The organism is Arthrobacter sp. KKT183, assembly GCF_055657625.1.
Genome location: NZ_CM145770.1, coordinates 261474 through 280684, shown reverse-complemented (window position 1 = coordinate 280684; position 19211 = coordinate 261474). Strand labels below are relative to the sequence as shown.

21 protein-coding genes are annotated in these 19211 nt (G+C 64.3%); 12 read left to right on the top strand and 9 right to left on the bottom strand.

Annotated elements, in window-relative coordinates; all coding sequences use genetic code 11:
• Window positions 1–29: 29 nt before the first annotated feature.
• From ACZ2GY_RS01430 to ACZ2GY_RS01395, 8 genes are all read left to right on the top strand, one after another.
• Complete coding sequence (locus tag ACZ2GY_RS01430) at window positions 30–209, top strand: hypothetical protein (RefSeq protein WP_277359796.1); 180 nt, start codon at window positions 30–32, stop codon at window positions 207–209.
• A 71-nt stretch (window positions 210–280) separates the two neighbouring features.
• Window positions 281–856: a TlpA family protein disulfide reductase gene (locus ACZ2GY_RS01425; RefSeq protein ID WP_471673615.1), complete on the top strand. Its 576-nt coding sequence runs from the start codon at window positions 281–283 to the stop codon at window positions 854–856.
• Complete coding sequence (locus ACZ2GY_RS01420; RefSeq protein ID WP_471672767.1) at window positions 853–1650, top strand: cytochrome c biogenesis CcdA family protein; 798 nt, start codon at window positions 853–855, stop codon at window positions 1648–1650. The genes ACZ2GY_RS01425 and ACZ2GY_RS01420 overlap by 4 nt, the downstream gene beginning before the upstream one ends.
• Window positions 1651–1757: 107 nt before the next feature.
• Complete coding sequence (lgt, locus tag ACZ2GY_RS01415) at window positions 1758–2642, top strand: prolipoprotein diacylglyceryl transferase (RefSeq protein ID WP_277359797.1); 885 nt, start codon at window positions 1758–1760, stop codon at window positions 2640–2642.
• Window positions 2642–3337: a hypothetical protein gene (locus tag ACZ2GY_RS01410; protein ID WP_471672766.1), complete on the top strand. Its 696-nt coding sequence runs from the start codon at window positions 2642–2644 to the stop codon at window positions 3335–3337. The genes lgt and ACZ2GY_RS01410 overlap by 1 nt, the downstream gene beginning before the upstream one ends.
• A 39-nt stretch (window positions 3338–3376) precedes the next feature.
• On the top strand, window positions 3377–3676 hold the full coding sequence (locus tag ACZ2GY_RS01405; RefSeq protein WP_277359799.1) for a hypothetical protein: 300 nt from the start codon (window positions 3377–3379) through the stop codon (window positions 3674–3676).
• Window positions 3677–3778: 102 nt separating this feature from the next.
• Window positions 3779–4045, top strand: coding sequence for a DUF3093 family protein (locus ACZ2GY_RS01400; protein WP_277359800.1), 267 nt, complete (start codon window positions 3779–3781; stop codon window positions 4043–4045).
• Window positions 4046–4191: 146 nt separating this feature from the next.
• Window positions 4192–5055, top strand: a complete 864-nt coding sequence (locus tag ACZ2GY_RS01395; RefSeq protein WP_471672764.1) for a hypothetical protein — start codon at window positions 4192–4194, stop codon at window positions 5053–5055.
• Here ACZ2GY_RS01395 and ACZ2GY_RS01390 read toward each other — a convergent pair.
• The 3 genes from ACZ2GY_RS01390 to ACZ2GY_RS01380 form a co-directional block, all read right to left on the bottom strand.
• Window positions 5042–6301, bottom strand: coding sequence for an FAD-binding protein (locus ACZ2GY_RS01390; protein ID WP_471672763.1), 1260 nt, complete (start codon window positions 6299–6301; stop codon window positions 5042–5044). The genes ACZ2GY_RS01395 and ACZ2GY_RS01390 overlap by 14 nt on opposite strands.
• A 79-nt stretch (window positions 6302–6380) precedes the next feature.
• Window positions 6381–7895 carry an L-arabinose isomerase gene (gene araA, locus ACZ2GY_RS01385; RefSeq protein ID WP_471672762.1) on the bottom strand — a complete coding sequence of 505 codons (1515 nt, stop codon included), beginning with the start codon at window positions 7893–7895 and terminating at the stop codon, window positions 6381–6383.
• The gene (locus tag ACZ2GY_RS01380) at window positions 7892–8623 is read right to left on the bottom strand and encodes an L-ribulose-5-phosphate 4-epimerase (protein ID WP_471672761.1); all 732 of its coding nucleotides are present in this window, start codon (window positions 8621–8623) and stop codon (window positions 7892–7894) included. Before ACZ2GY_RS01380 ends, araA begins: the two co-directional genes overlap by 4 nt.
• A 186-nt stretch (window positions 8624–8809) precedes the next feature.
• Here ACZ2GY_RS01380 and ACZ2GY_RS01375 point away from each other — a divergent pair, with 186 nt between their 5' ends.
• The gene (locus tag ACZ2GY_RS01375) at window positions 8810–10435 is read left to right on the top strand and encodes a xylulokinase (RefSeq protein ID WP_471672760.1); all 1626 of its coding nucleotides are present in this window, start codon (window positions 8810–8812) and stop codon (window positions 10433–10435) included.
• Between the two features lie 39 nt (window positions 10436–10474).
• Here ACZ2GY_RS01375 and ACZ2GY_RS01370 read toward each other — a convergent pair whose 3' ends face one another.
• Window positions 10475–11524, bottom strand: coding sequence for a LacI family DNA-binding transcriptional regulator (locus ACZ2GY_RS01370; RefSeq protein ID WP_471672758.1), 1050 nt, complete (start codon window positions 11522–11524; stop codon window positions 10475–10477).
• A gap of 662 nt (window positions 11525–12186) precedes the next feature.
• Between ACZ2GY_RS01370 and ACZ2GY_RS01365 the strand changes: the two genes are divergently transcribed.
• Window positions 12187–12636, top strand: coding sequence for a GreA/GreB family elongation factor (locus ACZ2GY_RS01365; RefSeq protein WP_471672757.1), 450 nt, complete (start codon window positions 12187–12189; stop codon window positions 12634–12636).
• On the opposite strand, the gene ACZ2GY_RS01360 is transcribed toward ACZ2GY_RS01365, so the two are convergent.
• A complete protein-coding gene (locus tag ACZ2GY_RS01360) occupies window positions 12633–13289 on the bottom strand; it encodes a cyclodeaminase/cyclohydrolase family protein (RefSeq protein ID WP_471672756.1) in 657 nt (218 codons plus the stop codon). The two genes, ACZ2GY_RS01365 and ACZ2GY_RS01360, sit on opposite strands and share 4 nt — an antisense overlap.
• 73 nt (window positions 13290–13362) lie before the next feature.
• On the opposite strand from ACZ2GY_RS01360, the gene ACZ2GY_RS01355 reads away from it, so the two are divergent.
• Both ACZ2GY_RS01355 and ACZ2GY_RS01350 read left to right on the top strand, forming a co-directional pair.
• Entirely contained in the window at window positions 13363–13734 is a 372-nt protein-coding gene (locus ACZ2GY_RS01355) for a hypothetical protein (RefSeq protein WP_471672755.1), read from the top strand.
• A gap of 29 nt (window positions 13735–13763) precedes the next feature.
• Entirely contained in the window at window positions 13764–14120 is a 357-nt protein-coding gene (locus ACZ2GY_RS01350; protein WP_346027892.1) for a VOC family protein, read from the top strand.
• 33 nt (window positions 14121–14153) lie between these two features.
• On the opposite strand, the gene ACZ2GY_RS01345 is transcribed toward ACZ2GY_RS01350, so the two are convergent.
• The 4 genes from ACZ2GY_RS01345 to kdgD are packed head-to-tail and all read right to left on the bottom strand — an operon-like array spanning window position 14154 to window position 19151.
• Window positions 14154–15140, bottom strand: a complete 987-nt coding sequence (locus tag ACZ2GY_RS01345; protein ID WP_346027891.1) for an AEC family transporter — start codon at window positions 15138–15140, stop codon at window positions 14154–14156.
• A gap of 40 nt (window positions 15141–15180) precedes the next feature.
• Window positions 15181–16509 carry an enolase C-terminal domain-like protein gene (locus tag ACZ2GY_RS01340; RefSeq protein ID WP_471672754.1) on the bottom strand — a complete coding sequence of 443 codons (1329 nt, stop codon included), beginning with the start codon at window positions 16507–16509 and terminating at the stop codon, window positions 15181–15183.
• A complete protein-coding gene (locus ACZ2GY_RS01335; protein ID WP_471672753.1) occupies window positions 16506–18152 on the bottom strand; it encodes an aldehyde dehydrogenase (NADP(+)) in 1647 nt (548 codons plus the stop codon). Before ACZ2GY_RS01335 ends, ACZ2GY_RS01340 begins: the two co-directional genes overlap by 4 nt.
• A 51-nt stretch (window positions 18153–18203) precedes the next feature.
• The gene (gene kdgD, locus ACZ2GY_RS01330; protein WP_346027889.1) at window positions 18204–19151 is read right to left on the bottom strand and encodes a 5-dehydro-4-deoxyglucarate dehydratase; all 948 of its coding nucleotides are present in this window, start codon (window positions 19149–19151) and stop codon (window positions 18204–18206) included.
• Between the last annotated feature and the right edge of the window lie 60 nt (window positions 19152–19211).

Here is a 19211-nt window from a genome sequence, read left to right as displayed (position 1 = left end):
ACGGACTCCACTATCCGATCTGGAGAGAAATGTCCCAATGGCGCGGATGGCATAAGACCACTTTCCTGCTCCTGGTCGCCGCCATCGGCTACCTCCTGCTCCGGCAAATGTTCCCTTCCTGGGTGTCGGTACTGATCGTCCTACCCGTGGCGATCCTCGCCGCCTACACCGCCTCCTCCGATGCCCGGCGTGATCGGCGAGAAAAATGAGCAAACAACTCTTCCAACACACACCAACCGGTGCGCCGCGCCGGCAAAACGGCGGGAAACACCGGCCACGGATGAATCTTCCGGTCCTGTTTCTGACCCTGTCATTGCTGATCTCTGGGTGCGCCGCTACCGATCCGCTGGCGCAACAGGCCAAAGCCGGAGATAACAAGAACTACATCGCCGGTGACGGTTCGGTGAGCGAGTACGCCCCCGAAACACGGGGAGAACCGGTGGAACTGACCGCCGAGCTCTACGACGGGACAGTGATCTCGTCAGCCGACTGGACCGGGCAAGTGACTGTCCTGAACGTGTGGTACGCCGCCTGCGCGCCGTGCCGTGTGGAGGCCCCGGACCTGCAAGCACTCTCGCAGGAACACCAGCAGGACGGTGTTCAGTTCTTCGGGGTGAACATTCGGGACCAACGGCCGACCGCTGAGGCGTTCGAACGGAACTTCGGCATCACCTATCCCAGCTTCAACGACCAGGACGGGACTGTTCAGTTCACCATGGCAGAGTATGTGCCGGCGCAGGCCGTACCAAGCACCCTGGTATTGGACCGTCAGGGCCGTGTTGCCGCCCGCATCATCGGGTTGGCGGAGAAAAGCACCCTGAAGGCTCTGATCACTGATGTGGTGGCCGAACAATGACGCGGCTCATGGAGGTCCCGGCCATGGTCATCTCCACCGTAGCTAATCCATTCGCTGAGACCATCCTGAGCGGTTCGCTTCTGCTGGCGGTTCCCATTGCTGTGCTGGCAGGGTTGGTGTCCTTCGCCTCACCGTGTGTCCTTCCTCTCGTGCCCGGCTACCTCGGTTACGTCACAGGCCTGACCGGGGTCGATCTCGCCCAGCAAAAACGCGGTCGGATGCTCGCGGGTATCGGGTTGTTCGTTCTGGGATTCTCGCTGGTGTTCATGCTGATCGGTGCGGTGTTCGGGCAGCTCGGTGCGTGGCTCCAGGCGCCGGGGCAGGCGTGGATCACCCAGGTGCTCGGTGTCCTGGTGATTCTGATGGGTGTGGTCTTCCTCGGTGGTCTCTCCTGGTTCCAACGGGAAGCGAGAATCCACGCACGCGTACCTACCGGGCTCTGGGGGGCGCCATTGCTTGGTGTCACCTTCGGCCTCGGGTGGGCACCGTGCATCGGCCCGACCCTTTCGGCTGTCCAGCTACTGGCCTTCACCGACGGATCCGGTGCAGCTAAGGGCGCATTGTTGACCTTCTTCTACTGTCTGGGCCTCGGTGTGCCGTTCCTGCTCATAGCGCTCGGAGCCCGCCGCGGCATGGGAGCCCTGCGCTTTTTCCGCACCCACCGTCTGGCACTGCAACGGTTCGGCGGCGGAATCCTGATCACCCTGGGATTGCTCATGGTCTCCGGCGCCTGGGGGGCCTGGGTCGCGGAACTACAGAACTGGTTCGCCAACGACATCCGACTCCCCATCTAAACCCCTCCCACGCCTACGCCTGACAGCTCACCCCATCAGACCAGGCTCCCCACCTATCGAAGCGCCCCCTGCGAGGTCATCTTCGACATCACCGCCATTGGATCACCATGAACACAGCAGAGCCCCTCACCTACATTCCTTCCCCGTCCGTCAGTTCCCTCTCGCTGGGACCGGTTTCAATCAGCTTCTACGCAGTGTGCATCATGACCGGCATCGCCGTTGCCGTGTGGCTAACCAGCCGCCGGCTTACAGCGCGCGGAGGCAGTCCCGGGCAGGCTCTGGACGTGGTGATGTGGGCCGTACCGTTCGGGATCATCGGCGGGAGGCTGTACCACGTCATCACCGACTACCAGCTCTACTTTGCCCCCGGGAAGGACCCCTGGGGTGCCCTACGGGTATGGGAAGGCGGTCTTGGTATCTGGGGGGCGATCGCCTTGGGCGCTGTCGGCGCCTACATCGGCTGCCGCAGGAACAAGGTCAGCTTCCTGGCTTTCGCTGACGCTGCCGCGCCCGGCGTCCTCATCGCCCAAGCGATCGGCCGATGGGGAAACTGGTTCAACAATGAACTCTACGGTGACCCCTCGACCCTGCCCTGGGCCCTCGAAATACACGACATGGACCTGCCGGCCGGTTCTGCTCGGCTCGACGCCGCCGGCGACCCGATCATTCTGGGGTACTTCGCCCCGACCTTCCTCTACGAATCGCTGTGGTGCCTGGCCGCCGCGGCGCTGATCCTTTTCCTGGATAAGAAATACGCTCTGGGCGCAGGTGCACCTTTCGCGCTCTATGTCGCCCTGTACACGGCCGGCAGGTTCTTTTTCGAACTGATGCGCTCCGACTACGCCAACACCATCCTGGGTCTGCGCATCAACACCTGGGTCTCCGCCATCCTCTTCCTCGGCGCCCTCACAGTGTTCCTCTCCCGTAGGAACCGGCCACGGTCATCAACCACCGAACCTGAACAGGCCCCAGCACATACCGGAGGCCGGTGATGCGCGTCGAGCTCCGGTACACCGAGGGCTGTCCGGCAGCGCAACCGTTACGGGAAACGACCGAGGCAATCCTGGAGGACCTGGCTCCGCAGGAACACATCACTTTCACCAGGGTTCCCGCCGGGGAAGGCACTGCCGCGGCGATATTTCCCGGCAGCCCAATGCTGCAGGTAGACGGACGGGAGATCGGCCCGGTCGCGACCGGGCAGGTAGATGGGACAGGGTCCCTTTCCGGCCTGGCCGTCCCGCAGGAGTCGGAGATCAGGGCAGCACTCGGGCGGGCCGCCGTCAACTCACCGTTCCGTCTGCCCCTGCGGCACCGCCGGCTCGTGCTCATCGCCGCGTTGCTGATCCTGTTCGGGGCGCTCCTGAGTCAGCTCGTGATTGGGGGTGCAGTGGTGACCTTGACCGGCTTGGCCCTGTTGGCAGTCGGATTCAGCAGTAACGGCCGCCGGAAGGGTCCTCAGCCGTACATGTGGGCGGCCGGTTTCACCGCCCTGGTCTGGTTGTTGGTGATGACCGTGATCTGGTCGGAAGTGGTCTTCCGCGCGCCGATCCTGCTGGGTGCAACGGAAGGAACCTTGTTCTGGGTCGGTCTGGCCTCAGCCCTCGGCGCTGTTGTGAGCGTCGCCGCCGGTACAGCGGCGCGCCACCGGTTACGGCGGCAGCTGCGCCAGAAGCTCGACCAACCATGACCCGGCACCTACCCGCCCACAGATGAAGGAAAAACTCTGATGCTATTAGCCGCTTCGCTGCCAGCCTTGGTACCAGCACCGGATGAGGGCCAGTTACGGCCCGGCCTGGATCCCACCCAAGTCACCCCCGGGCTCCTGGGATTCCTCATGACCCTTTTCATGGTGATCGCCGTGATCTTCCTGATGCGTTCGATGGTGGGCAGGATCCGCAGGGTCCGCTACCGTGAGCAGGCGGCAGAGCAACATCGCAACCACACCGCTGCCGCCGGGACGCCCGCCATCCCCGACACTGTCCTACCCGCCGACGCACCGCACACGGAAGCCAGGCCCGGCAGATGAACTTGTCTCCGCACAGTGGGAAGCGTTCGAGGCATGCCCAGACGCCCCTCGAGGCCATCAACCCCGGGCCCCTCCCCCGCAGACTGCAGCAAGCAGGTGAGCATGTCTAAGGCGTCCGCAAGCCCAGATGCGATCCTTTACGACGAACGGTTGTGGCCGACGCCGTTCGTATGGCTGATCATCGCAGGAGTCGCGGGAGCATCGGTTCTCGTCTTCGCGCCCATCAGCATCCTCACCGGAATCATTGCCTGCATCGTAGTCTTTGTCGTTCTGGCCGTTCTCCTGGTGCTGTCCACTCCACGGATCACTGTGACCACAACCTCGCTCAGCGTTGGCCGCGCCCACATCGACCGTGAATTCCTCGGGTGAAACTGAACCCGGCGGGATACAAATCGGGAGCCGCTGTGTAAACTCGTAAGCACACTGACGGTCAAGCAATCGGCCCTCCATCAAGCGGGCACCAGCCCGCGTTGAGCTGTACCGCGTATTTCGACCGGCAGCGTTGGGAGAATGCCGTGCATAGCACTGAAAACTGGTTCAGATATACCGCAGGGGTTGCACTGATCATCGGTGCAACGCTCACCGCTGCTCCGCCCGCCAGCGCGGATCCCAACTCGGATTCTGGTCCTTCTCCATCAGGTCCTGCAACGGGATCCGACGTCGGGCCGCTATCTCAGGTTGGACCGCCTGACACCGATATCGAGCCGCGACGGAATCGCGATCGCGATGATGACGGCGAGCGTGATCGCGATGATCCGACGACGCCACCTCCCTCGCCAAGCGAGCCGCCGGCAACCGGGCCGGTGACGCCGCCGTCCTCGCCTGCCGAGCCCCCGCCGTCCTCCGAACCCGAGCCCGACCCCGCGCCTGCCCCGCCGGCCAAACCTGCGCCGGCACCGCCGGCCAAACCTGCGCCGGCACCGCCGGCCAAACCTGCGCCGGCACCGCCCGCTCCAGAACCCGCTCCCGCACCTGCCCCGGCACCCGATCCAGAGCCCGCTCCGGTTCCTCCGCCGCCAGCACCAGCACCAGCCCAGATCCCCCAGCAGTTCATATCTCCCGCACTGCCCGCGCCGGTGCTGACCGTGCCGATGCAGATTGTCCCGGCCGAGCAGCCAGCGCCGGAGAAGACCAAGGACGCCGAAAAGGAGCCCGCTCCATTCGCGATGCCGCCCTATGCCTGGGCACCCATGTACGTGGAGCCGACAGAATCACCCACTGCCGCACCACCGGCTGCCGAAAGCGCATCACCGGATGTCGTGTCAGCAAGCTCCCCACCGGTGGTCGGAATCAGTGCTGCGCTGCTGATCCTCCTGGCCGCGGGAGTGGTTGTGCTCGGAAGACGCTCCCGCGGACCGAAGGGCGTTAACGGGCCATAAGGCTTGCGGTGAACGGGTTAGCGAAGATGCCCTCGGGATCCAGCCGCTTGGTCAGGAGCCGGAAGTCCTCAAGCCGCGGGTACAACCGATCGAAGTCGTGCGCTCCGGGGGTGAACACTTTCCCCCAGTGCGGCCGGGCCAAGAATGGTTCCAGTGCAGCCTCGAGGGTGGGCAGCAGTGCCTCGACGGCCGGCTGATCCTGAACCCAGGTGAAGTGCAGCCCAATGGCGTCGGTGGCGTAGCTTGAGCTGAGCCACAAATCGTCAGCGGCAACGGTCCGGATTTCATTGACCTGCAGCAACGGCACAATCTCCGGGCTGAGCTCCCGAACCGCACGAATCGCGTCAACGGCGTGTTCGCGGGGAACCAGGTACTCGGATTGAAGTTCCACGCCGTTGCTCGGCGTGAAGTCCAGCTTGAAATGCGGCAGCCTGTTGTACCAGGGACCGGCCACGCCCAGCTGCGGAGTACAGCCGATTGCAGGCAGCCCGGGAAGCGGGTGACGCTCATCCTTTGCAGCCACCGCACCGAACAGAGTCTCCTCAAGGGGCGCATCCTGATCGGGGCGGCGCTTCACCCATACCGAGTCGGCAACATCCGGATCCCGCCAGGTGGTGAAGACGCTGACGCTGTACGCGGCGCCGGTCACGCCGTCGAAATTTTGAAGCAGGTTCTCCAGCGGAAGCCGCTCGAAAACAGTTTGCTCAACCTCGAAAGCGGGCTCAACCTTGAGCTCCAGTCTGGTCACAATACCCAGCACCCCGAGGTTGATCACCGCACCCTCGAAGTCCGGGTCGCTGGTAGTGAACCGCACCAGGTCACCACTGCCGGTCACCAGCTCCAGCCCGACGACGGCGGCAGCCAGACTGCGGTTCCGCTTACCGGACCCGTGGGTCCCCGTAGCGACAGCCCCTCCCACCGAGATGTGCGGCAAGGACGCAAGATTCGCCAGCGCAATGCCTTCCCGTTCCAGTTCCTGCGCCAGTTCTCCGTAGCGGATCCCGGCGCCGACAGTCACGGTCGAGCGATCCCGGTCAACCGTCACCGGACCGGTCAAAGCCGCCGTCGACAGCAGCTCAGCTGTGCCGTCCGCAATGCTATTGAAGGAATGCCGCGAACCCAGCGCACGGATGGATGACGCCCCAGCGACAATCCGCCGCACCTCCTCGACCGACGCCGGCTCATGCAGGGTGGATGCTCCATAGGCGAGGTTCCCCGCCCAGTTGGTGCCGACGTCGTTCGCCATCGATGTTCTCCTCGCGTGAGTTGGCAGGACACTCCCCTAATGGAGACCCATAAGGGGTGTGTCCTGCGAAATGAACGGGTTAAAGCTTCTGCGCCAGCCGGTAGTAGGCCGCGTTCCACCGCAGTTCACGCTGGAACTCGCGCAACGTCGTCGTGCTGTCGATGCGCAGGAGCTCCGTGCCGGCAATGTCTGCGAAGTCCTCGAACACATCAAGCCCGACGGCGGTGCTCATCACAGTGTGGTGCGCAGCACCCGCGCTCAACCAGGCCGCTGCGGACGTCGCCAAATCCGGCTGCGGCTTCCAGACGGCGCGCGCCACCGGAAGGTTGGGCAGCGGCGCGTCCGGCGGAACCACTTCGACGGCGTTGGCAGTCAGCCGGAAGCGGTCGCGCATGTCGGACATGGCGACCACGACGGCGTCCCCTGAGTCCGTATCGAATACCAGCCGGACGGGGTCCTCCTTGCCGCCGATTCCCAGCGGGTGCACCTCGAGGGTGGGCTTCGAGGTGGTGAGCGTTGGACAGATTTCCAGCATGTGCGCGCCGAGGATCTTCTCCTCCCCAGGTACCAGGTGATATGTGTAGTCCTCCATCAGCGACGCGCCTCCCGGAAGCCCTGCGCCCATCACCTTGGCTGCGCGGACCAGCACAGCGGTCTTCCAGTCGCCTTCCGCGCCGAAACCGTAACCGGCGGCCATGAGCCGTTGAACCGCGAGGCCGGGAAGCTGCCGCAGGCCGCCCAGGTCTTCGAACGTCGTCGTGAAGGCACCGAAGGAGCCGGCCTCGAGGAAGGACTTCAGCGCCAGCTCCTGACGCGCGCCGTACCGGAGGGACTCGTGACGGTTCCCTCGGCGCCGCAGTTCAGGAACGACGTCGTACGTCGCCTCGTATTCCTCGACGAGGGTGTCGATGTCGGAATCGGACTGCGCATCGACCACCTCGACGAGCTCATTGACGCCCCAGGTGTTGATGGAGACGCCGAAGCGCAGCTCTGCCTCGGTCTTGTCACCCTCGGTAACGGCGACGTTGCGCATGTTGTCACCGAACCGGGCAACCTTGAGCTCGTGGACGGCGGCCCAGCCGGCTGCGGCGCGGGACCAGGTGGAGATCTGGGCAGTCACGGCCGGGTTGGAGACATGCCCGACGACGGTCTTCCGCGCCACGGACAGGCGCGTCTGGATGTAGCCGAACTCGCGGTCGCCATGGGCGGCCTGGTTGAGGTTCATGAAGTCGAAGTCGATGTCCGCCCACGGCAGCTCGACGTTGATCTGGGTGTGCAGGTGGAGCAGCGGCTTGCGCAGCGTGTCGAGGCCGGCGATCCACATTTTGGCGGGGCTGAACGTATGCATCCAGGCGATGACGCCAATGGTCTTGTCGCTCGCGTTCGCCTCAAGCGCCATCCGGCGGATTGAGGACGAGTCCTTCAGCGTCGGTTTCCAGACCACCTTGACCGGTACGTCGGACGCTTCGATCATTTTCACGATCTGCTGGGACTGCTCGGCGACCTGGCGGAGTGTGTCTTCGCCGTAGAGGTCCTGGCTTCCAGTGAGGAACCAGATCTCGTACTGGTCGAGTGAGGTATTCAGGGTAGTCACAGTGCTGCTCCGGTTCTAAGCGGGTTTGGCTGCCCGTACACGTTTTGGTAGCGGTCAAAGAGGGATTCAATGTGGCGCTGTTCGATTGGCAGCGGCTCCCCGAGCTGGCGGGAGATGTGGATGGTGTGGGCCACGTCCTCGAGCATGACGGCGGCCTTGACGGCGTCGCGCGCGTCCTTGCCGATGGTGAAGGGCCCGTGGTTCTGCATCAGGACGGCACGCGAGCGGTGGCCGGTAAGGGTTTCCACGACGCCGCGGCCGATCGAATCGTCTCCGATGATCGCGAACGGACCTACCGGGATCTCCCCGCCGAACTCGTCCGCCATGGCGGTGATGACGCACGGGATGGATTCGCCGCGCGCAGCCCACGCTGTGGCATAGGTCGAGTGGGTATGCACCACTCCACCGACGCGGGGCATGTTGCGGTAGACGTATGCATGGGCGGCAGTGTCGCTCGAAGGCGACCGCTCCGAACCCGGCGTTCCTTCGATGACGGCTCCGTCGAGGGTGCACAGGATCTGGTTCTCGGGCGTCAGCTCGTCATAGTCGACGCCGCTGGGCTTGATCACAAAAAGGTCCATCCCCGGCACGCGTCCGGACACGTTCCCGCCGGTCCACACCACCAGGTTGTAACGGACCAGCTCTGCGTGGAGCTTGGCCACATCGCGGCGGACGGCGTTGATGGCGTCCGTTTCACGATCTGAAAAGGACCGGGTGGTGCTAGTCATGCTTGACCATCGCTTTCGAGTAGGCGGTCCGGCGGAGTTCCTTGAACTACCCAATGTGACCGTTCACACTATATGCTCGACGTCACGTTCACTGTCAAGCACCACCGGGTCCGGACATTTCTCATCGCAGGGAATCGCCGGAAGGTCGCGTGGAGCGGCGACGTCTATTTGAAGGAGATTCTGCTCATGACCGATTTCAAGGACGTTATAGCCGGCGGCCGCACCAGCCTCGGAATCGAACTCGGCTCAACACGAATCAAGGCATGCCTCATCGGTGAGGATCCTTCGACGGTCCTGGGGGTAGGCAGCCATGAGTGGGAGAACCAACTCGTCGACCGCCTGTGGACCTACTCGCTGGCAGATGTCTGGAAGGGCGTCCAGGCCGCCTATGCGGAGCTGGTTGCCGACGTCGAACGCCGGTACGGTACGCGGCTCGAGAATCTCGGGTCGATCGGCGTCTCGGCGATGATGCATGGCTACCTTGCCTTCGACGACGCCGATGAACTGCTTGTGCCCTTCCGTACCTGGCGCAACACCAACACCGGAGCGGCTTCAGCGGAGCTCACCGAGCTCTTCGGAGTCAATATCCCGCTGCGGTGGTCAATCGCCCACCTGCACCAGGCTGTACTGGACGGTGAACCTCATGTAGCGCAGGTTCGCTCGATCACAACCCTGGCCGGCTACGTCCATCGTGAATTGACCGGCCGCAATGTCCTTGGCGTGGGCGATGCCTCCGGAATGTTCCCCATCGACTCCGGCACCAGCAACTACGACGCCGGGCTGCTCACCCGCTATGACACCCTGGCAGCCGAAACCGTACCCGGCCTGAAGCTATCCGAACTTCTGCCCGAGGTCCTGGTGGCCGGCCAGCCGGCAGGCGAACTGACTGCTGAGGGGGCCGCTCTCCTTGACCCCACCGGCGGCCTCCGCCCGGGTGCCCTGCTGTGTCCGCCGGAGGGCGACGCCGGCACCGGGATGGTGGCAACGTCCTCGGTTGCCCCCCGTACCGGCAATGTAAGCGCCGGCACGAGCATCTTCGCGATGGTGGTTCTCGAACGTCCGCTCGAGCGGGTGCACCATGAACTGGACCTGGTCACGACCCCTTCCGGTGACCCCGTTGCCATGGTGCACTGCAACAACGGTGCCAGTGAACTCGCCGCGTGGGTGGGCCTCTTCTCCCGCTTCGCAGCGGCTTCGGGAGCCGTGTCGGCTTCCGGTGCTGCCCTGAATTCGGACGACGTCTTCACTACCCTCTTCCGGGAAGCGCTCGACGGCGCTCCCGACGCCGGCGGCCTGCTCGCCTACAACCACCTCGCCGGAGAACCGATCGCCGAAATTCCTGAAGGCCGGCCCCTGTTCCTGCGGACCCCGGACAGCGAATTCACCCTGGCCAATTTCATGCGCGCGCAGCTCTACGGGGTCTTCGGCACGCTCGCCCTCGGGATGCGTGTTCTTTCCGGAGAGGGCGTTGAGCTGGACCGCATGTTTGCGCACGGAGGTATGTTCCGTACCGCGGACGTGGCGCAGCGTTTCCTCTCCGGCGCTCTCGCCGCACCCGTCTCCGTCGCGGCAACGGCCTCGGAAGGCGGCCCCTGGGGGATGGCGGTGCTGGCTTCCTATGCTTCGGCCAACGCCGCCGGCGATGAACTGGACCTGGACGCCTACCTTCGTAAACACGTCTTCGCCGACGCAGAATTCGAAACAACCGAACCTGACGCGGCCGACGTCGCCGGCTTCGCAACCTACCTCGACCGCTACCACACGGGTCTGCAGGTCGAACGCGCCGCGATCAGCGCCCTGCCAGTGGAATAGTCCGGGACGAATCCCCGCGGCGGATGTCCGACGGGCGGTCTACCGGGGGGAGGCGGCTGACTGCCGGACGATGAGTTCGGGAACAACGGTCCGCGGTGCGCTCTGTACGGGCACTCCCAGTTGAGTGAGCAGGTGCGCCACGCAGCGCCGTCCCAGTTCGTCGAAGTCCTGGCGAACCGTCGTGAGGGGTGGGGCGAAATGCCGCGCATCAGGCACATCGTCGAACCCAACAATGCTGATGTCCTCAGGAATCCGGAGACCGCGGTCACCGCAGGCATGCGTGAGCCCCAACGCCATCTGGTCATTGGAGGAGAAGACTGCCGTGGGCGGGTCTGCGGCAAGGAGCTCCTGGCCTATCCGGAAACCGCTGTCGGAGGTCCAGTCACCGGTGACAATCCGGGACGAATCCAAACCCCAGTTCGCCATTTCAGTACGAAACCCCCGAATTCTCTCCTTCGACTCCACCCAGCCGTCCGGTCCCGCAACATGCGCGATGCTGCGGTGGCCCAACTCCAGCAGATGTCGGGTTGCGAGCCTGGCGCCGGCCACCTGATCAACCGAGAGCCCGTGATCGTCCGCTGCTGATGTCGAATGCACCGTGACCATGGGCAACTTGACGGGCAAGTGAACGAGCTGGCGCAGGGTAGCCTCCTGCGGCGCCAGGACAATGAGTCCCTCAACCGCGTGATCAACCAGCCGTCCAAGGGCTTCTTTGAAAGCGGTCTCTTCAAGGGACGTAAGCGTAGCCGTATCGACAAGGTAGCCGGCAGTGGAGGCTGCAGATTCAATTGCAGCCCTGGTCGACGCCGGACCGAAGTAGGTGCCGTTTGTGACCAACACGCCGATCATGCCGGAGCGGCTGGTGACCAGCGAGCGGGCCGCGCGGTTGGGGCGGAACTGGAGTGCTTCCATCGCGTCGAGAACCCGCTGCCGCGTGCTCTCGCGCAGGCTCGGGTGCCCGTTGATCACGCGCGAGACTGTCTGGTGAGAGACACCTGCCGCCTTCGCGACGTCGCGGATGTTCGCGGAGCGGCTGCGCGCGGGCGGCTGCCCGGCAGACGACGGCGTCGGTTCACTGTTCACGGTCACACAGGAAACGGTACTTGATCAGGGAAAAACTCTGCAGAAATAGCACAGCCAGTCGCGTGGAAATGTTCATCCGCACCACGCCATAGAATACCCAAAACCCCTTGAACCGTGCTCCGAAAAGAGAAGGTTTGACTACTTATCAGGAATTTAGCTGAACCCGGCGAGCGCGATATTCCGCCGCGAACAGTTCACCCCGAAAAGGACCCGAATTGCATACAAAACCGATCAGCGGTATCCCGCTCACGCCCGATCTTCACCAACCCGTGGGAGGAACGTCGACTGGCGGAAGGCATGAGCGGGACACCACTGAAGCTTGAGCTACCGCTGGTTCTTGCGGGGCTTGGCGAACAGCGATTCGCTGGACTCTGCCTTTGCCCTCTTCTGGGCACGCTTTTCAAGGATGGACTTTCCTTGCTTTTTCACGCCAGCGCTCCGGGGAGACTTTCCTGACACGGGGATCACCGCCTTCCTCATCAATACCCAGAACCATACCCAGTTATATTTTTAAAGCCAGTCCTGACGCTGTCGAAGAAATATGCAGCCCTCACGATCTCCGGAATTGCTAAAAAACAGGAATGGGCTATGCTCAAACATTCATCACCGCCCCGGACATTCGTTCACTCGGTTCTTCCGGTGGTGCCCGCACGTATTTTAGGAGTGAAATGCTGCATTCAGTTGCCCCCGCTACCTGGCTCACACAGGAGGCCTATACGCGTCTGAAGCGGGAACTGGACGTATTGCTCAATGCACGGGGGCAGCAGGAAGAGTCCAGCCAACAAATGGCCAGGGAATCACGCATCAGGCAGCTGACGGCACTGCTGAAGAACGTGAACATCCATTCACCCGCAGATGATGGAATCGTAGAGCCGGGCATGCTGATTGAAGCCTGCATCGACGGGCAGCCCGAAGTGTTCCTGATGGGAAACCGAGTCATCCTGGGAACGGAGGAGCTAAACGTTTTCAGCGAACAGAGCCCTCTGGGTGTATCCATCCGCGGTCTGCGGCCCGGGGATGGCACCTCTTACACGGCGCCGAACAAGCGGCAGGTCACCATCTCGATCATCGCTGCCACTCCGTACACGGGACCCGGCCAGGCGGGCGGCCAGCGTTAGGCCGAGTCGGTGGGGGCAGCACGGTGGTCCACGGCAGCCGTCGCCTCATCGATCCGCACAATTGCTGCATCAAGCTTCTCGACGGCTGCCCAGAGGCGGGGTTGCTGCTCGCGGACCTGCTCGAGTGTGAGGCCGGAAGATCTCAGCGTGGCCAGATCGAAGCTGACATTCGTTCGGGCTCCGGTCACGGCCGCGCGCAGTGCACCAAAGGCCACCACGACGTCCGCTATCAGTGCCTTATTGCCGTTCTCCGCCAACCAGGACAGGTCATCAATCGCAGCGATGGCGTGATCTCCCAGCATTGCGGATGACCGCGCGGCGCCCAGCGATGCCTCGCGGATGGCCCGGTCGCGCTCGTCGCCCTCGTTCAATCGGAGCGCGGAACCGAAGGCGCGCGAAGCGGCCGCGTCATCATCCGCCAACCGCAGGGCGGTCCGGCGCAGCTCCCGCGCCCGGGCCAGCAGACTCTCCAACTGCTCTCCCTGCTCAGCGCCGGCATCGGTGTACCCCGCGACCATAGAGGTCAGCGACGCTGCAATGGCGAGCATGACCCCTGCTCCTGCACCGCCGCCGGGCGAACCCACCGATTCCCCGAGAGCCTGTGTCCATTCCTCGACTGTGGAGCCGGAAGTTGTGATTTCTGAATCAGCCATGAGGCAAGTCTGTCCCAATGTACGCATGCATGAAATGGAGCGGGATGTCAGAGCCGGCTTCTATGCTGACGCCATGCTTGCGAGAGACCCTCACATTGTCGCTTCATGGGTGGCCGGGACCGCCATCCGTCACGCAACAACACGGCCCTTCGACCTCGGCAGCGCCGTCAGCGAAATCAGGACTATTCACGGCGTCAGCCCGCAGGTCCTCGCGGAGGTCGCCGGAATGTATCTCGGATCGATCGAGGGCAAACCGACCAGCAGCTGGTCGCATCCCCTCGTGGCACAGATCTGCTTTGAGGCCGGTGCGGACCTGTCCCTTGTACCTGCCGCGATGAAGCGCGCACGCGGCCGGTCCAAGATTGTCTGGCCGGGCATCACCCTGCCGGACGAATCCGTATTGCACGCAGTGACCGCAGGAAAAGACCCCTCATGCGGACACTAATCGACCGCAACTGTACGTACGGTATGGGCATGGCTATCGCAAGGTTTCCCACGACCGTTATTGATTGTCCCGATCCCCTTGCCCTCGCACGGTTTTACGGGACCATGCTGGACTGGAAGGTCAAGCAAGAGCCTGACTGGGTTGAGGTCCAGGCGGACTACGGCCAGTGCATCTGCTTCCAGAAGGTGGGGGACTATTCGCCGCCTGAGTGGCCGGGCCAGCACTCCCCGCAGCAAATGCACCTGGACGTGATAGTGGATGATCTGGATGCAGCCGAGGCCGCCGTGCTCGAACTCGGAGCAATCAAGCACGAGCACCAGCCGGGCGAATCCTTCCGTGTGTTTCTGGACCCGGCTGGGCACCCCTTCTGCCTTTGCTCGGGATAGCCCCCACACAGCCCTGGGCCCCCGGCGGCTCACTTAGCCCAGCAGAACCGCCACCAACAGCGACGCCGGCAGTGCCAACAACGAACTCATCAGGATGATGTCGCGGACCAGCGTGACCTTCAACCCGAACTGGGCGGAGAACAGGAACACGTTCTGCGCGGTGGGCAGCGCCGCCATGGCCACCACGCCGAGCAGCGCTGTGCCCTCGACACGGAAGAGGTAGTAAGCAACCACCCACGCGATGACCGGCATCAGCGCGAGCTTCACCACACTTCCGAGCACGACGTCGGCACGCAGGCTCCGCTGTGCCAGCGGCTTCTGTCCCCGGAGACTCATACCGAAAACCATCAGGAGAAGCGGGATTGACGCTTGGCCAAGCATCTCCAGCGGCGTCCAGATTATTGCCGGCAGCGTGAGCGAGGTTGCGGCAAACAGTGCCCCTGCGGCCGTCCCGAGAGTGACGGGATTGGCCACCGACCGCAGAACCGTCCGCGCAAGCGTCGGTGACCTGCGCTGAGACTGGGAACCACCGGCGGGCCCGGGCGCCGTCGATGAGCCGGCAGGGCTTGTCTTCCTGCCGCACCAGGCGAAGATTGTGAGGAAGACCGGCGCGATCACCAGCAATTGGGCCAGCAGCACCGAGACCACCGGGGCGGAACTCCCCACCGCATACAGGGCAATAGGTATGCCGATGTTGCCGGCGTTGACGTAGCAGGACGCCATCGCCCCCACCGCTGTCTGTGCCGCCGGGCGTTTGAGGATGAAGCGGCTGAACAGCGCATAGACAACGGCGGTCGCGGCAGCAACCAGGAGCGCGATCGGCGTGTAGATGCTCAGGACTTCAGCAAGTTCGGTCTCGGCGAGCAGGATGAACATGAGCGCCGGGTTGGTGATGTAGTAAATCACCGGCGTGAGCCCCTCCTGCATGGCCCGGGTGCGGGTTGGGAGGAGGATCGAGGCGACAATGCCAACGCCGACCAGCGCCAGGACAATGCCGAACCCGAGGAGAACCCCCTCCACAAACCCTCCTGTTTACCTGTCGATTCCTACTGACCCTGCATCAGCGGACCAGGCAGGGCCTCTTCGGGTCAAACGTCCACTCGGAGATCAGGTATTGCATGGACGCGGCATCATCGCGGGCGCCAAGACCGTGCTCAAGATACAATGCATGCGCTTCTTCGAGGCGGCCGCGGTCCAACTCGATCCCTAGTCCGGGTGCGTCCGGAACCCTGATCTCGCCGCCACGGATCTGCAGCGGGCTGGTGGTGAGCCCTTGGCCGTCCTGCCAGATCCAGTGCGTGTCCATCGCCGTGATTTCGCCAGGAGCGGCAGCGCCGACGTGGGTGAACATGGCCAGCGAGATGTCGAAGTGGTTGTTGGAGTGCGATCCCCAGGTCAACCCGAACTCGTTGCAGAGCTGCGCCACCCGGACCGAGCCGGCCATAGTCCAGAAGTGCGGATCAGCGAGCGGGATGTCCACGGCGTTGGAGCGAACGGCATGGGCCATCTCCCGCCAGTCCGTCGCGATCATGTTGGTCGCCGTCCTCAGCCCAGTGGCGCGGCGGAACTCCGCCATGACCTCACGGCCGGAGAACCGTCCTTCGGCGCCGCAGGGATCCTCGGCGTAGGCCACAACGCCCTGCATCCGCTTCCCCAGCCGGATGGCATCCTCCAGCAGCCAGCCCCCGTTCGGATCGAGCGTGATCCTCGCGTCCGGGAAGCGTTCCTTGAGCGCGCCGACGGCGTCCACCTCGTCATCGCCCGCGTGCACTCCGCCCTTGAGCTTGAAGTCCGCGAAACCGTAGCGTGCCTGTGCTGCCTCGGCCAGGCGGACGACGGCGGCAGGCGTCATCGCTTCTTCCCGCCGGACACGCACCCAGTCGTCGGAGGAATCCTGCTCGCGCAGGTACGGCAGGTCGGTGGAATCCGGATTTCCCACGTAAAAGAGGTAGCCGAGCATCGGCACGGCGTCGCGCTGCTGACCGTCGCCCAGGAGCTCGGCAACGGGAACCCCAAGGAATTGGCCGTGCAGGTCCAGCAGGGCCGACTCGATCGCGGTAACCGCGTGGACAGCTGTGCGCAGGTCGAACGTCTGGAGCCCGCGCCCACCGGCGTCGCGATCAGCGAACGCGGCGGCGACGATGCGCAGGAGACTGCGGAAACGCGCTACCGGCTTGCCCTTCAGCAACCGGCCTGCTTCCTCGATGGTGGAGCGGATCGCCTCCCCTCCGGGAACCTCGCCCAGCCCGGTACGGCCGTCGGAATCGGTGATAATGACGACGTTGCGGGTGAAGAACGGCCCGTGCGCTCCCGAGAGGTTGAGCAGCATCGAGTCGTGCCCGGCAACCGGGACAACCTCGACGACGGCGATGGTTGGCTGGGCGGTCACGCGTCCTCCCCGGTGGCCTTGATGGTTGTACCGTTGCCCTCACCCTCCGTCGCCGGCACTACCGTGCCGTCAATCCGGCGGTTCAGCTGCCAGGGATTGCCGTCCTGGATTGCGGCGGGGCGGAGCACCTCTGGAATGTTCTGGTAGGCGACCGGCCGCAGGAAACGCTCGATCGCGAGGGTGCCGACCGACGTCGTGCGGGTATCCGAGGTGGCAGGGAACGGGCCGCCGTGAACCATCGCGTGACCAACCTCGACGCCGGTGGGCCAGCCGTTGGCGAGAATGCGGCCAACCTTGCGCTCCAGCACGGGCAGGACGCTCGCCGCGGTCTCGTAGTCCGAGTCGGTGAGGTGCAGGGTAGCGGTCAACTGCCCTTCGAGGCGCTTCGCTGCCGCCACCAATTCCTTTGTGGAGGAGTAGTGCACCACGAGCGACGCGGCACCGAAGATTTCCTCGTGCAGAACAGGGTTGCTGAGAAACGTCTCTGCCTGGGTGCCGTAGACAACCGGTGCGGGCGCGTTCTCTGTGGCCCCGTCTGTGCCCTGGGCAACCAGCTCGACCCCGGCCTGCGATCCCAGCGCTTCAACGCCTGCATTCCAGGAGTCTGCGATTCCACGCGTGAGCATGGTCTGTCCCGCCGAAGGTTCGAGCGCACGGGTGACCGCGGCAAGGAAGTTGTCGCCGGCCTCGCCGGTTGGCACGAAGACCAGGCCGGGTGAGGTGCACAGCTGTCCACTGGATCCGGTGACGGAGGTGACATACGCGGCAGCGAGCCCGTCGAGATCGCCCTGCAGGGCACCCTCAAAGAAGATGACCGGGTTGATCGAGCTCATTTCCGCGTACACCGGAATGGGCTGGGGCCGCGCGGCGGCTGTTGCCATGAGCGCCGTGCCACCGGAACGCGAGCCGGTGAAGCCGACCGCCTGAATGACCGGATCCGAGACGAGGGCCTGGCCAATACTGGCACCGGGACCGTAGATGAGGGAGAAGACGCCCGGGTGGAGGCCGGCGTCGTTCACGGCCTCCGTGATAGCGCGGCCAACCAGCTCGCTGGTGCCGGGGTGGGCGTTATGCGCCTTGAAGATCACCGGGCAGCCCGCGGCGAGCGCCGACGCAGTGTCACCACCGGCAGTGGAGAAAGCCAGTGGGAAGTTGCTCGCGCCGAAGACGGCAACGGGACCGAGGGGCACCTTCCGCTGCCGGATGTCCGCGCGTGGCATCGGGGTGCGGTCGGGTTGTGCAGGGTCTATCCGGACGCCGCGGTGATCGCCCTGGCGAACCACCGAAGCGAAGAGACGAAGCTGGGCGGTGGTGCGGGCAAGCTCGCCGCGCATGCGTGGTTCCGGCAGGCCGGTCTCGAGCATGGCACGGGCAACGATTTCCTCACCCGCTGCTTCAATGCGGTCGGCAATGCTCGCCAAAAAAGCCGCATGGCTTTCGGGATCGAGGGTGCTGAGGGAGTCGAAGGCTTCCTCCGCGGCGGAGGTCGCTTCACTGAGCTGTGCCTCGTCGATCAGGGAGTAGGCGGGCTCCAGCGTCTCGTTGGTGGCCGGATTGAAGCCGCAGACGGTCTTGCCGTTCCCGGCAGTTCCCTGCCCGGCGATGATGGAGTGACCCTGAAGTGTGGCGTGCTGCGTAGGCATGAAAGCTCCTTACCGATGGTGTCCGGTTGGTTTTTTCTGGAAGTGCTGGTGTCAGGCGTGGGTGAGCGCGGCGGGTGCAGGACGGATACCGGCGGCGTCGATGAGCGCCCCGAGGTCAGCGAGATCAGCCTCCGTCAGGTTCTGCAGCGGCGGACGGACCCCGCCGACATCGCGGCCGACGACCTTCAGCCCGCCCTTGACGATCGAGACGCCGTAACCGCGCACCCGGTCACGGATGTCGAGGTAGGGCAGCACAAAGCGCTGCAGCTTCTCGGTGACCGCTGCGTGGTCCTGCCTCCGGACGTCGCCATAGAACTCAAGCGCGAACTCGGGAACGAAGTTGTACAGCGCCGAAGAGTAGGTGCTCATTCCCAGCTGCAGCAGCGGGAGGGCGAAGGTCTCGGCGGTGGGCAGGCCACCCAGGTAGAAGAGCCGGTCGCCGTTCCTGGCGTAGACCTTGGTGAGATGCTCGATGTCCCCGATGGCGTCCTTGAACCCGATGAAGTTCGGGTGGCGCTCGGCGAGGCGGGCAACGGTATCTGCCGAGTAGATGGCATTGGCGCGGTTGTAGACGATGACGCCGATGTTCGTAGCGGAGCAGACCGCGCTGACGTGGGCCAGGAGCCCCTCCTGGTCGCACTCGGTGAGGTACGGCGGGAGCAGCAGGAGGCCCTCGGCGCCGGCAGCCTCGGCGTCCTGAGCGTTCTGGATGGCCTGGGCGGTGGAACCACCTGCGGAGGCGAGGACAGGCACCTTGGTGCCGACCTCCTCGACGGCCGCGCGGATGACCTGAGCCGCTTCTGCGGGCGTCAGGCTGAAACCCTCACCGGTGCCGCCGGCCGCGAAGAGACCTGCGACGCCGAAACTCGCCTGCCAGGACAGGTGCTGCCGGTAGGCGTCCTCGTCCACGGCCAGCTCCGGCGTGAAGGCGGTTACCGGGAAGGACAGCAGGCCGTCCTTCAGCTTTTGGGCAAGTTCCTGGGGCTCGTACTGGGCCACGATGCATCTTCCTTAGGGCAGATCGCCGTGAACGGCGAGGGGTGGTGCTTCCTTGATGGA